Below are 13,182 nucleotides of genomic sequence, written 5' to 3' on the forward strand. Positions count from 1 at the left end.
TTATGAATCAGGTTGCTGTTGTCATTGGCGGGGGACAAACCTTAGGGGAGTTTCTGTGTCGCGGCCTTGCCGCAGAGGGCTATCGCGTGGCGGTTGTCGATATTCAGAGCGATAAAGCGACCCGCGTCGCGCAGGCCATTAACGCCGAATATGGCGAAGGAACGGCGTACGGCTTTGGTGCCGACGCCACCAGCGAAGCCAGCGTCGTCGCCCTCGCCCGCGGCGTAGACGAAATATTTTCCCGTGTCGATCTGCTGGTCTACAGCGCCGGGATCGCCAAAGCGGCCTTTATCAGCGACTTCGCGCTGGGCGATTTCGATCGCTCGCTTCAGGTTAATCTGGTGGGCTACTTCCTCTGCGCCCGCGAGTTTTCGCGGCTGATGATCCGCGACGGTATAAAAGGACGCATCATCCAGATCAACTCGAAATCCGGCAAAGTGGGCAGTAAGCATAACTCTGGCTACAGCGCGGCGAAGTTTGGCGGCGTGGGGCTGACGCAGTCTCTGGCGCTGGACCTCGCAGAATACGGTATTACCGTCCATTCGCTGATGCTGGGTAACCTGCTGAAGTCGCCGATGTTCCAGTCGCTACTGCCGCAGTACGCCACCAAATTGGGGATTGCCGAGAACGAAGTTGAACAGTATTACGTCGATAAAGTTCCGCTCAAGCGCGGTTGCGATTATCAGGACGTGCTCAATGTGCTGATGTTTTACGCCAGCCCGCAGGCTTCGTACTGCACCGGGCAGTCCATCAACGTCACCGGCGGGCAGGTGATGTTTTAAAACGTTGCGCGCTATTTTCCCGGAGGCGATGCTGCGCATCTGTCCGGGCTACCGATTATGTGGCTGTCTGGTAGCCCGGACAGGCGCAACGCGCCGCCTCCGGGGGAATATCGCACGCACCTTAAGGAGATTTTATGGTTACCGCACTCATCACCGTCGCCGCCATCGCCTGGATAACCCAGCTCGCCTTTGGCGGCTGGCAAATCCGCCAGTTCAACCGCGCCTTTGACCAGTTGTGCCAACAGGGCCGGGTCGGCGTGGGTCGCTCCTCGGGCCGCTTCAAGCCGCGCGCCGTCGTCGCCATCGCCGTCGACGAACACGATCGCATTCGCGATACGCTGTTGATGAAAGGTCTCACCGTCTTTGCCAGACCACAAAAAATTCCCGCTCTCAACGGCAAACATCTCAAGGAATTGCAGCCTGATGTGATCTTTCCCAATGATCCGCTCTGTCAGAATGCACTATTATTAGCGCTTAATCCGAAACATGGATAATTTCGTTGTGAAAGTTAATATCTTGCGAAATTATCATTTCGAAACTTTAAACGCAGGATACAACGCCTATGAAACCACGTCAGCGCCAGGCAGCCATTCTCGAGCACCTGCAAGCGCAGGGCAAATGCTCGGTTGAAGAGCTGGCGCAACACTTCGACACCACCGGTACCACCATCCGCAAAGATCTGGTCATCCTTGAGAATGCCGGTACCGTTATCCGCACCTACGGCGGCGTGGTGTTAAATAAAGACGAGGCCGACCCGCCCATCGACCACAAAACGCTAATCAACACCCATAAAAAAGAGCGGATTGCCGAAGCCGCCGTTCGCTTTATTCACGATGGCGACTCGATCATTCTTGACGCTGGCAGCACGGTCCTGCAAATGGTACCAATGCTCAGCCGCTTCAATAACATCACGGTGATGACCAACAGCCTGCATATCGTCAACGCCCTCTCCGAGCTGGATAACGAACAAACTATCCTGATGCCAGGCGGCACCTTCCGTAAAAAATCGGCCTCCTTTCACGGCCAGCTGGCGGAAAACGCCTTCGAGCACTTCAGCTTTGACCGACTATTTATGGGCACCGACGGGATTGATTTAATCGCCGGCGTCACCACCTTTAATGAGGTTTATACGGTCAGCAAAGCGATGTGCAATGCCGCCCGCGAGGTTATCCTGATGGCCGACTCATCGAAGTTTGGCCGCAAAAGTCCCAATATCGTCTGCGGCCTGGAGAGCGTGGACAAACTGATTACCGATGCCAACATCGACCCTGAATTCCAGCGGGCGCTGGAAGAAAAAGGCATCGAAGTCATTATTACTGGAGAACATCATGAGTAACTTTCTGTTAGAAGCCGGACGCCAGACCCTACTGCTGGAGCTTCAGGAGGCGAGCCGCCTGCCTGAACGCCTGGGCGACGACTTCATCCGCGCGGCGGAAATCATCATCCACTGCGAGGGCAAACTGGTGGTCTCCGGGATCGGTAAATCGGGCCACATCGGCAAAAAGCTGGCCGCTACATTCGCCAGCACCGGCACCCCGGCATTTTTCGTCCATCCGGCGGAAGCGTTACACGGCGACCTCGGAATGCTCGATAGCCGCGACGTGATGCTGTTTATTTCCTACTCCGGCGGCGCTAAAGAACTGGATCTTATCGTCCCACGGCTGGAAGAACGGTCCATACCACTGCTGGCGATGACCGGTAAATCCACCTCTCCGCTGGCGCTGGCCGCCAAAGCCGTTCTTGATATCGCCGTGGAACGCGAAGCCTGCCCGATGCACCTCGCCCCGACCTCCAGTACCGTCAACACGCTGATGCTCGGCGACGCGCTGGCGATGGCGGTGATGCAGGCTCGCGGCTTTAATGAAGAAGATTTTGCCCGCTCGCACCCGGCTGGCGCGCTGGGCGCACGACTGCTGAACAAAGTTCACCATCTCATGCGCCGCGATGGCGACGTGCCGCGCGTGGATGTTGATACCAGCGTGATGGACGCGATGCTCGAACTCAGCCGCACTGGCCTGGGACTGGTGGCGGTCTGCGATGAGCACAATCACGTCCAGGGCGTGTTTACCGACGGCGACCTGCGCCGCTGGCTGGTAGGCGGCGGCAGTTTGCAAGATGTCGTCAGCCTGGCGATGACCCGCAACGGCGTAACCCTGCAATCAGAAAGCCGCGCAGTAGAAGCTAAAGAGCGCCTGATGAAGCACAAAATCAGCGCCGCTCCGGTGGTCGATGACAACGGACAGTTGGTCGGCGCGATTAACCTGCAGAACTTTTATCAGGCCGGGATCCTTTAAGTCCCAGACGCTTCGCCAGCCGATGCAGGTTGGCGACATCGAGATCCAGCGCGCGGGCGGCGGCGGCCCAGTTCCGGCTGTTATCCGCCAGCGCTCTGGCAATCGCTTCGCGCTGGAAGGCTTCCGTCGCCTCGCGTAAATTCACCACCTCCGTCACCGGCTGCGGGCTTGCGCTCGGCAGGACCGGTGTTTCCACGGCGAACTGAAAATGCTGCGGCTCCAGCACCACCTCATTACCGGCCTGCGTCGCCCGCGCCAGCACAACCGCCCGATGGATCGCATGTTCCAGCTCACGCACGTTCCCCGGCCACAGCCAGGCGCGCAGCCTCGCCCGCGTCGCGTCGCTTAAAATCACCTGCGACAACCCCATGCGCAAACGGCACTGCTCGCAGAAATACCCCGCCAACAGCACCACGTCGTTTTCCCGCTCGCGCAGCGCCGGAACCGACAGCGGGAACACACTCAGACGATGATAAAGGTCGGCACGAAAACGCCCTTCCACCACCTCCTGACGCAGGTCGCGGTTGGTCGCCGCCAGCACCCGTACATCAACCCGCAGGCTGCGGTCATCGCCGACGCGCTGAATGTCGCCATACTGCAGCACCCGCAGTAGCTTGGCCTGTAGCGCCAGCGACAGCTCGCCAATTTCATCGAGGAACAGTGTCCCGTTGTCCGCCATTTCAAACTTGCCGCTGCGGTTGCTTATCGCCCCGGTAAACGCCCCTTTAACGTGACCAAACAGCTCGCTTTCCGCCACGCTCTCCGGTAGCGCTGCGCAGTTGAGATACACCAGCGGGTTGGCTGCACGCGGCGACCCCTGATGCACCGCCTTCGCCACCAGCTCTTTGCCGGTGCCGGTTTCGCCGCTAATCAGGACGTTCAGGTCGGAAGCCGCGACGATATCGATCTCTTTTTTCAGCTGTAAAATCGGTGCCGACAGGCCGATTATTTCCTGACGCTCGGACGCCGGATAAGCGATAGCCTGCTCCGGCAGCACGTTTTGATTCTCCAGCCGGGCAATCAACAGCGCGTTATTCAGCGCCCCGGCGACCAGAGCGGCAATCAGGCGCAGCTCCTCATCGCTAAAGCTGTCGAAGCGGTCCGCATCCATGCCGTCGAGAGTCAGCGCACCAATCAGGGTTTGTCCGGCAAATAGCGGCAACCCGACGCAGGCATGTACCTTCAGACTCTCCTGTCCGGGAATTAATCCGTCGTAAGGGTCCGGCAGGTCGCTGTCTGCCGGGAACCGCACCACATCCCCGGCGCGAGCAATCGCCTCCAGCCGCGGGTGACCTTCAAGGGCGAAGCGTCGCCCAAGTACATCCTGCGCCAGGCCATCAATCGCCAGCGGCACAAACTGATGCGCTTCGTAGCGCAGCAGCGCCGAAGCATCGCAGCCGAGAATCTGCCGCAGGGTGGTAATCAGGCGCGAGAAACGGTCGGCATGACCGAGATCGCTTTGCAAATCAATGGCGATTTTCGCCAGGGCCTCGACGGAGAAACTCATTTTCGCCTCATAGTCATTCTGACAGTAAAGATAGTCATAACGACTATTTTAACCATTGTCATTTTGACATCAACAAATTTAGATAAAAACATTAAAACCTTTAATTTCAATTAATTAAAAAGTTGGCACGCAACTTGATATAAGCAAAACATCTTATTTGAAAAACGCTGAATTAATTGAGGTTGCTATGTCTATTCTGGTTAAAAATAACATTCATTGGGTTGGCCAACGTGACTGGGAAGTACGTGATTTCCACGGAACAGAATACAAAACGCTGCGCGGCAGCAGCTACAACAGCTATCTCATCCGCGAAGAAAAAAATGTGCTGATCGATACCGTCGATCATAAATTCAGCCGTGAATTCGTGCAGAACCTGCGCAGCGAAATCGACCTCGCCGATATCGACTACATCATTATTAACCACGCCGAAGAGGATCATGCCGGCGCGCTGACCGAACTGATGTCCTGCATTCCTGACACCCCGATCTACTGCACCAACAACGCCATCGACTCCATCACCGGTCACCATCACCATCCGGAGTGGAATTTTAACGTAGTGAAAACCGGCGACAGCCTGGATATCGGCAACGGCAAGCAGCTGATTTTTGTGGAAACCCCGATGCTGCACTGGCCGGACAGCATGATGACCTATATGACCGGCGATGCGGTACTGTTCAGTAACGACGCTTTCGGCCAGCACTACTGCGACGAACGCCTGTTCAACGACGAAGTTGACCAGACCGAACTGTTCGAGCAGTGCCAGCGCTACTACGCCAACATCCTGACCCCGTTCAGCCGCCTGGTGACGCCGAAAATCACCGAGATCCTCGGCTTCAATCTGCCGGTCGACATGATTGCCACCTCCCACGGCGTGGTATGGCGTGAAAATCCAACCCAGATCGTTGAGCTGTACCTGAAATGGGCGGCGGACTATCAGGAAGACCGTATCACCATTTTCTACGACACCATGTCCAATAACACTCGCATGATGGCGGATGCGATTGGCCAGGGCATCAACGAAGTTGACCCGAACGTGGCGGTGAAAATCTTTAACGTCGCCCGCAGCGATAAAAACGAAATTCTGACCAACGTGTTCCGCTCCAAAGGCGTGCTGGTCGGCACCTCCACCATGAACAACGTAATGATGCCGAAAATCGCCGGGCTGGTGGAAGAGATGACCGGCCTGCGTTTTCGCAACAAGCACGCCAGCGCCTTTGGTTCCCACGGCTGGAGCGGCGGCGCGGTTGACCGTCTCTCTACCCGTTTACAGGATGCCGGTTTTGAAATGTCCCTGAGCCTGAAGGCCAAATGGCGTCCAGACCTCGACGCGCTGGAAATTTGCCGTCAGCACGGTCGCGAAATTGCTCGTCAGTGGGCGCTGGCTCCGCTGCCGGAAGCCGCTGCCAAACCAGACCAGGCAAAAGAAGCCTGCGCCTGTGCCGCCGCAGCGGCAGCCGACCTCGGACCGATGATGCAGTGTAGTGTGTGTCAGTGGATTTACGATCCAGAAAAAGGCGAGCCGAACCAGGACGTCCAGCCGGGTACGCCGTGGAGCGAAGTCCCGGATAACTTCCTCTGCCCGGAATGCTCGCTGGGGAAAGATGTGTTTGATGTTCTGGCATCGGAGGCAAAATGAGTGATGGCATCGTCATCATCGGCTCGGGCTTCGCGGCCCGTCAGCTGGTGAAAAATATCCGCAAGCAGGACCCGCAAATCCCGCTGACCCTGATCGCCGCCGACAGCATGGATGAGTACAACAAACCGGACCTCAGCCATGTGGTCAGCCGTGGTCAGAAGGCCGACGACCTGACCCTGCAAACGGCAGGAGAGTTTGCCGAGCAGTACAATCTGCGCCTGTTCCCGCATACCTGGGTGAGCGATATCGACGCCGGGAATCAGGTAGTGAAAAGCCAGGACCGCGAGTGGCGCTATGACAAACTGGTGCTGGCCACCGGCGCGACGCCGTTTATTCCGCCAGTGCCGGGACGCGAGCTGATGCTGACCCTCAACAGCCAGCGTGAGTACGGTGCAGCGCAGAGTCAGTTACATGACGCCAGACGCGTGCTGATCGTCGGCGGCGGGTTGATTGGCTGCGAGCTGGCGATGGATTTCTGCCGCGCCGGGAAAGCGGTGACGGTGGTGGATAACTCCGCCAGCGTGCTGTCGGCGCTGATGCCGCCGGAGGCCAGCAGCCGCCTGCAGCATCGTCTGACCGATATGGGCGTGCACTTGATGCTGAAATCCCAGCTGGAAAGCCTGGAGCAAAGCGCCGACGGCATTCGCGTCACCCTTGACCGTCAGCGCACGGTGACCGTTGATGCGGTGGTCGCCGCCGCCGGTTTGCACCCGGAAACGGCGCTGGCGCGGCATGCGGGTCTGGAGATTAATCGCGGCGTGGTGGTAAACAGCCAGCTGCAAACCAGCCATCCGGCGATTTACGCTCTCGGCGACTGCGCGGAAATCAACGGCATGGTGTTGCCGTTCCTGCAACCGATTCTGCTGAGCGCCATGTGCCTGGGTAAAAATCTGCTGACCCAGCAGGGCGAGCTGAAGCTGCCGCCAATGCTGGTGAAGGTCAAAACGCCGGATTTACCGCTGCATCTGGCGGGCGATACCCGACGCGAGGATCTGACGTGGAATATCGTTGCCGCCAAAGACGGTCTGGTCGCAAAAGGCGTGGATGCCGAAAACCAGCTGCGCGCCTTTGTGGTTAGCGAGGATCGAATGAAAGACGCCTTTGCGCTGCTCAAGCAGTTGGTGAGCTAGTCTGTATGAACTGACGTTATCCCCGGAGGCGGCGCGTTGCGCCTGTCCGGGCTACCCCACCGGCGAGCTTACCGTTTTCCCGGGTCGCGGCGTAAACGCCTTACCCGGGCTACCCAACCGTACGATTCCTCTGCCTAGTAGTCGTTGGGGTAGCCCGGACAGATGCGCAGCATCGCCTCCGGGACAATATTCCGCACCGCTGCCATGGTAGCCAGGTAAGCACAGCGCGAGCGGGGATCCCAGGAAAGACATCCTACGTTAACCTTGTGGGATGCTATTATCCATTTGCTGGGCGATGTGAAATAAAAGGACAGTTAAATCAATATGGAATTTAAAAAAAATAAAGTCATAATTTTCAATCTGTTGCTCGCTTTGCTCAGTTGCGCCGTTATTATTTTAATCCACAATGCAGGATATGAATGGTATATCGCACACTTCCATCCCCGCAGTAGAGGTGTTGATTTAGGTTTTGTCAGATTTTATATCCTGGGAATAATCATTCCGGCAGTTTTCATATCTGTATTTATTAGAATGAAATGGTCATTAATTATGATGGCGGCAATATTTGGCTATATGTTTATCACCTGGTACAGCGGCAACCCACTAAGAGTCATATTGATGTCTATCTCCGCCTGCGCAGGGTATGGAGTCGTTATATCAGGAATGCTTTTAAAACGGAGTTTCAGGTCGTTAACCTGATATATCCTGCTGATGCTTCATCCCGGGTCGCGGCATAAACGCCTTACCCGGGCTACCCAACCGCACGATTCCTCTGCTCTGGTAGCCGTTGGGGTTTGGTAGCCCGGACAGATGCGCAGCATCGCCTCCGGGACAATATTCCGCACCGCTGCCATGGTAGCCCGGCTAAGCGCAGCGCGAGCCGGGAAAAACGCCAACCTACCGCGCCAGATTATCGTACCCGCGCCAGCGGTAGTTGAGCACCGACAGCACCCAGCAGGCAACAAACAGCCCCACCACCACAAAACCAGCGTTGCCAAGATTGTCGTTCAACGCGCCAACCCAGCGCCAGACCCCACCGCTCAGAGAAAACTTATCCATCAACAGCCCCAGCGCTTCCAGCCCGCCGATAAACAGCGCCACCACAACCGACGTCCCGGTAATGGTCATATTGTAATAGAGCTTGCGCTGCGGCTTGCTGAACGCCCAGCCGTAAGCGCCGACCATCAGCACATTATCAAGCGTATCCACCAGCGCCATGCCGCTGGCGAACAGCGCCGGAAAAACCATAATCGACCAGATGGACATCCCGCTCGATGCGCTGGCAGCGGAGATCCCCAATACGCCAATCTCCGTCGCCGTATCAAAGCCGAGACCAAACAGAAAGCCCACCAGATACATCTGCCAGCTACGGCTAATCAGGCGGAAGGTCTTACCAAACAGCCAGCTCATCATGCCGCCGCCGGTCGCTACCTCATCGCTCACCTTTTCGCCCTGCTTCCACGCCTGAAAGCTGCGCCAGACGCTGCGCAAAATCACCAAGTTGATAAACGCCATCGCCAGCAAAAATAACGCCGACACGGCGGTGCCGATCACGCTGCCGGTATCGTGAAACCAGCTCATCTGTTGACCAAACGCGGTCGCGGTCGCGGCAATCGCCGCCGAAGCCAGCACCACGATTGACGAGTGGCCCAGCGAAAACCACGCGCCAACGCCGAAAGGCCGCCGCCCCTGCTGCATCATTTTGCGGGTCACGTTATCAATTGCTGCGATATGGTCTGCATCCACCGCATGGCGCAGGCCATAACCCCAGGCCAGCAGGCTGGCAGCCATTAGCGCACTGCTGCCGCCGAACGCGACAAACGCCCAGCCCCAGGCCAGCAAATTGGCCGCAATTAATGCCAACACCAGCGCCGCTGCGCGCGGCTGCTGGCGCAAAATCATCATTATCATATTGGTGTCCTTTAAGCCTGAAGACGGGCCGCAGCGATAACCGCCTGGCCGAGGGCGAGCGCCCCATCGCCTGCGGGTAGTTGCTGCGGAAACAGAAGAGTAAAATCATGAAGATAAAAGGCCAATCGCGCCGCCAGCAGCCGGTTATGCAGTACTCCGCCACCAAAAGCCAGGGTGTGAATGTCCCGCGCGTTCGCACAATCACGCATCATCGCCGCCAGCCCGCAGGCCAGCGCATCGTGAAAAGCCCAGGATTTTTGCGCCGGATTGGCCTGCCAGCCGAGCCACTGCTGCCAAAACCTCGCCAGGTCCAGCACGCCGTCGCGCCACGGCAGCGCCGCCGGATGATCAACACCTTCGCAGGTTGCCGCCAGCGCCTCCAGTCGACAGGCCGCCTCACCCTCATAGCTCAGGGTTTGCGGCGCACAGCCTAATGCGCAGGCGACAGCGTCAAACAGACGGCCGCACGACGATGCTTTAGGCGCGTTAATGCCGCGCTCAATCGCTCGCGCCAGCAGCGACCAGTTTTGCTGACGCAGCACGGCGGTTTCAGCATAATTCTGCCAGTCAGGCACAAACGCCAGGCACTGAGCGAGCAGATTGCGCCACGGCTGACGGGCGGCAAGGTCTCCGCCGGGCAGCGCCACCGCGGGCAAGCCGCCAAGCCGTTCGCACTCGCGATAGTTAACCCGCAGGCACTCGCCGCCCCACAGTTCGCCATTCTCCCCCATCCCGATGCCGTCGAGCGTCAGGGCGATGACGTCGCCGCCGTCCAGCGGCCAGCGATGCTCGGCCAGGCACGCGGCAGCGTGGGCATGATGATGCAACACCCGCTCAACCGGCAGCATAAGCGACGCCGCCCACCGCGAAGCGCGGTAGCCGGGATGGGCGTCGGCAACCACCCGCTGCGGCGTAAAAGCGTAGATTTCCTGCATCAAATGCAGCGCCTGTCGCCACTGCGCCTCAACGCCCTCCTCGTCGAGATCGCCAAAATGCTGGCTGAGGACCGCTTCGTCGCCGCGCAGCAGGCAGAACGTATTTTTCATATCCGCGCCGAGGGCCAGCAGCGGCGGCGCGTCGTGGAATCCCGGCGGCAGCGGCAGCGCGTCCGGCACATAGCCGCGAGCGCGGCGCAGCATCTCGCCGCTTTGCCGCACAACGGAATCGTCCATCCGCTGCACAATCTCGCGATTATGCAGCAGAAAACCCTCGGCAATCCCGGCGAGATCCGCCAGCGCCTGGTCGTTGGTCAACGCGGGCGGGTGACCGCTAAGGTTACCAGAGGTCATCACTAAAGGGCGCGCCAGCGCCTGCGAAAGTAAATGCTGCAATGGATTAGACGGCAACATCCCCCCTACTTCCGCAAGCCCTGGCGCAATTTGGTCGCACAGGCCAGCAACCTGCGTTTTGTCCAGCAGCACGATCGGCGCGGCGGGGGATGTCAGCAGCTTAAGCGCCTGTTCGGGCAGCCCCGTCGTTGTCGCCAGCATCACCGCCAGCGGTTTTGCCGGACGATGCTTGCGCGCCCGCAGCGTCGCTACGGCATCACGGTTCCCGGCATCACATACCAGATGGAAACCGCCCAACCCTTTCACCGCCACAATCTCGCCTGCCATCAGACGGGCAATTGCCGTTTCTAAAGCGGCATCGCCAAGCAGGTTCCCCGCCGCGCCACGCCACTCCAGCTGCGGCCCACATTCAGCGCAGGCAACCGGCTGAGCGTGAAAACGGCGATCGGCAGGATTACCGTACTCCGCCGCACAGGACGGACAAAGAGGAAACGGAGACATGGAAGTCAGCGGACGGTCATAAGGCATGGCGCGAATAATGGTAAAGCGCGGCCCGCAGTGGGTGCAGTTGATAAACGGGTAGCGATAGCGGCGCTCCTGCGGGTTATTCATCTCCGCAAGGCACGCCGGGCAGGTGGCGGCATCGGGCACAATCTGCGTACGCATGCTCCCGGTTCCGCTTTGTCGGATGGTGAAATCCGACGGCGCGATGGCCCAGGCAAACGGCTGACCTTGCGTGCTGTCGATCCGCGCCAGCGGCGGGCAGCGCTGGGTTAATCCGGCGAGGAACGCCGCATCACCGCCACCAAGCCGCACCAGTACGCCATCGCCGTCGTTGCATACATCGCCGCGCAACCCAAGCTCCTGCGCCAGCTGCCAGACAAAGGGGCGGAATCCCACCCCCTGCACTTTACCGCGAATGCGAATTTGCACCCCGTTCATCGCGCGGCCAAATTACCAGGCCAGCGCCGTGCGGCGGCGTTTTTCGATATTCATCTGTTCGAGTTTGTTGCGGTCGACGCAAATCAGCGCGTGAGTTGGGCAGGCATCCATACAGGCCGGGCCTTCGTCGCGGTGATAGCACAGGTCGCACTTATTAGCTTCGGCTTTTTCCGCCAGCACGTTCAGACCCGCGCCGCTGTTGCGGATAACCGGGCGCACTACCACTTCCATCGCGCCATACGGGCAGGCCACCACGCAGGTTTTACAGCCAATACAGCGCTCCTGCATCACGTGGACAAAACCCTTTTCGCGGCTGATTGCGCCGTTCGGGCAGACGTTAGCGCACGGCGCGTCTTCGCACTGACGACAGGCGGTGGCCGTCGACACATTGACGCCTTTAATCACGTGAATACGCGGTAAAAAGTTTTTTGGCGTCAGCGCGGCGCAGTCCTGATGTTCCTGATGAGAGACCACGCAGGCCACTTCACAGGTGCGGCAGCCGATGCATTTGCTCGCGTCGGCGATAATGAAACGGTTCATCCATTTCTCCAGCTGTAAGAAGGTTATGCGCCGGAGTATGCATAATACGTTCCAATTTTTATTGCATTGATAATAAAGGGAATAAATAACAGGAACAGTGTCATCGTCACAACTGACGATGACAGATGACGACGTCAGGCATGCGGGCCGGGAACCATCGAGTCGCGTTCAATCAGCTCACCGGAGAAGGTTTGCTGATATTTTAAATCACCGCCGTCGAGCATAAAAATCAGCCGGTTAATGCTCTCTTTGATCATCTCCGTGACCGGTACTTTCACGCTGGAGAGCGATGGCACCATATAGGGAGCCAGTACGATATCATCAAAACCGACTACCGATACCTGCTCCGGCACCTTAACACCGTGCAGATGCAGCTGCTTCATCGCACCGATCGCCATATCGTCGTTGCTCGCCACCAGCGCGCTGTAGCGGGCGTTACGCTGGCGCAGCGTCTCCACCCCGGCGGCACCGGTTTCCGGCGTCCACCTTCCTTCAACAATCAAATCGTTGTTCAGGTCGATGCCGTGGCGAGACAACGCATCTTTATAGCCCGAGAGACGCTCAACGCCGGTTGGCGAATCCAGCGAACCGGTAATAAAGGCGATGTCGCGATGACCCAGTTCAATGAGCTTTTCCACCGTCATCATCGCTGAGGCCTTTTGATCGGACCAGACGCAATGGCTGGCGTTGCGGCGCAGGCGGCGGTTGAGCACCATAATCGGCTGCTCATGGCTCTCGATAATCTCATCCATCTCATCAACGCTAAGAAAGCGCGGATAGATAATAATCGCGTCGCAGCGCAGGTCGAGCAGATACTGAATCGCCTCGCGCTCTTCCTCCGCGCTGTGTTTGCCGTCGGCGAGGATCAGCTGCCGCCCTTTGTCTTCGGTCATCCGCGCCACGTGATAGAGCAACTCGCTGAAGTAGACGCCGTGATAGAGGGTATTGGTCACCACCAGCCCAAGGGTCTGCGTCTTTTTGGTCGCCAGGTTACGCGCCAGCAGATTAGGCCGATAGCCGCTTTCAGCCACCGCCTGGAACACGCGGTCTTTGGTCTCCTGACTGACATAGCCGTTCCCCGACAGCACCCGCGAAACGGTGGCTTTCGACACCCCCGCGCGCTTCGCGACCTCCAGCATTGTTGCCATGTG

The 13,182-nt window shown here is 58.3% G+C and carries 12 protein-coding genes; 7 read left to right on the forward strand and 5 right to left on the reverse strand.

Annotation, left to right across the window (positions count from 1 at the left end):
* Positions 1-2: 2 nt before the first annotated feature.
* The 4 genes from srlD to gutQ all read left to right on the forward strand — a co-directional run bounded on the left by srlD (position 3) and on the right by gutQ (position 3,076).
* The gene (gene srlD, locus HV127_RS00395; RefSeq protein WP_182234355.1) at positions 3-782 is read left to right on the forward strand and encodes a sorbitol-6-phosphate dehydrogenase; all 780 of its coding nucleotides are present in this window, start codon (positions 3-5) and stop codon (positions 780-782) included.
* A gap of 134 nt (positions 783-916) precedes the next feature.
* Complete coding sequence (gutM, locus tag HV127_RS00400) at positions 917-1,276, forward strand: transcriptional regulator GutM (protein WP_182234357.1); 360 nt, start codon at positions 917-919, stop codon at positions 1,274-1,276.
* Positions 1,277-1,344: 68 nt separating this feature from the next.
* Positions 1,345-2,118, forward strand: a complete 774-nt coding sequence (locus HV127_RS00405; protein WP_182234359.1) for a DNA-binding transcriptional repressor — start codon at positions 1,345-1,347, stop codon at positions 2,116-2,118.
* A complete protein-coding gene (gene gutQ, locus HV127_RS00410) occupies positions 2,111-3,076 on the forward strand; it encodes an arabinose-5-phosphate isomerase GutQ (RefSeq protein WP_182234361.1) in 966 nt (321 codons plus the stop codon). Before HV127_RS00405 ends, gutQ begins: the two co-directional genes overlap by 8 nt.
* Here the strand turns inward: gutQ and norR are convergent.
* Positions 3,039-4,583, reverse strand: a complete 1,545-nt coding sequence (gene norR / locus HV127_RS00415; protein ID WP_182234363.1) for a nitric oxide reductase transcriptional regulator NorR — start codon at positions 4,581-4,583, stop codon at positions 3,039-3,041. The genes gutQ and norR overlap by 38 nt on opposite strands.
* A 187-nt stretch (positions 4,584-4,770) precedes the next feature.
* Between norR and norV the strand changes: the two genes are divergently transcribed.
* The 3 genes from norV (at position 4,771) to HV127_RS00430 (ending at position 8,048) form a co-directional block, all read left to right on the forward strand.
* Positions 4,771-6,219, forward strand: coding sequence for an anaerobic nitric oxide reductase flavorubredoxin (gene norV, locus HV127_RS00420; protein WP_181485189.1), 1,449 nt, complete (start codon positions 4,771-4,773; stop codon positions 6,217-6,219).
* The gene (gene norW, locus HV127_RS00425) at positions 6,216-7,349 is read left to right on the forward strand and encodes an NADH:flavorubredoxin reductase NorW (RefSeq protein ID WP_182234365.1); all 1,134 of its coding nucleotides are present in this window, start codon (positions 6,216-6,218) and stop codon (positions 7,347-7,349) included. The genes norV and norW overlap by 4 nt, the downstream gene beginning before the upstream one ends.
* Positions 7,350-7,673: 324 nt before the next feature.
* Entirely contained in the window at positions 7,674-8,048 is a 375-nt protein-coding gene (locus HV127_RS00430; protein ID WP_182234367.1) for a hypothetical protein, read from the forward strand.
* A gap of 198 nt (positions 8,049-8,246) precedes the next feature.
* Here the strand turns inward: HV127_RS00430 and HV127_RS00435 are convergent, their stop codons facing one another.
* The 4 genes from HV127_RS00435 to HV127_RS00450 form a co-directional block, all read right to left on the reverse strand.
* Positions 8,247-9,260 (reverse strand): HoxN/HupN/NixA family nickel/cobalt transporter, encoded by a 1,014-nt coding sequence (locus tag HV127_RS00435; RefSeq protein ID WP_182234369.1) that lies wholly within the window; start codon positions 9,258-9,260, stop codon positions 8,247-8,249.
* Positions 9,261-9,271: 11 nt separating this feature from the next.
* Positions 9,272-11,491, reverse strand: a complete 2,220-nt coding sequence (hypF, locus tag HV127_RS00440) for a carbamoyltransferase HypF (RefSeq protein ID WP_182234371.1) — start codon at positions 11,489-11,491, stop codon at positions 9,272-9,274.
* A gap of 12 nt (positions 11,492-11,503) precedes the next feature.
* A complete protein-coding gene (gene hydN, locus HV127_RS00445) occupies positions 11,504-12,031 on the reverse strand; it encodes an electron transport protein HydN (RefSeq protein WP_182234373.1) in 528 nt (175 codons plus the stop codon).
* 134 nt (positions 12,032-12,165) lie between these two features.
* Positions 12,166-13,179 carry a LacI family DNA-binding transcriptional regulator gene (locus HV127_RS00450; protein WP_182234375.1) on the reverse strand — a complete coding sequence of 338 codons (1,014 nt, stop codon included), beginning with the start codon at positions 13,177-13,179 and terminating at the stop codon, positions 12,166-12,168.
* Between the last annotated feature and the right edge of the window lie 3 nt (positions 13,180-13,182).

It is taken from the genome of Klebsiella sp. RHBSTW-00215, from assembly GCF_014103785.1.
Lineage (GTDB): Bacteria > Pseudomonadota > Gammaproteobacteria > Enterobacterales > Enterobacteriaceae > Klebsiella.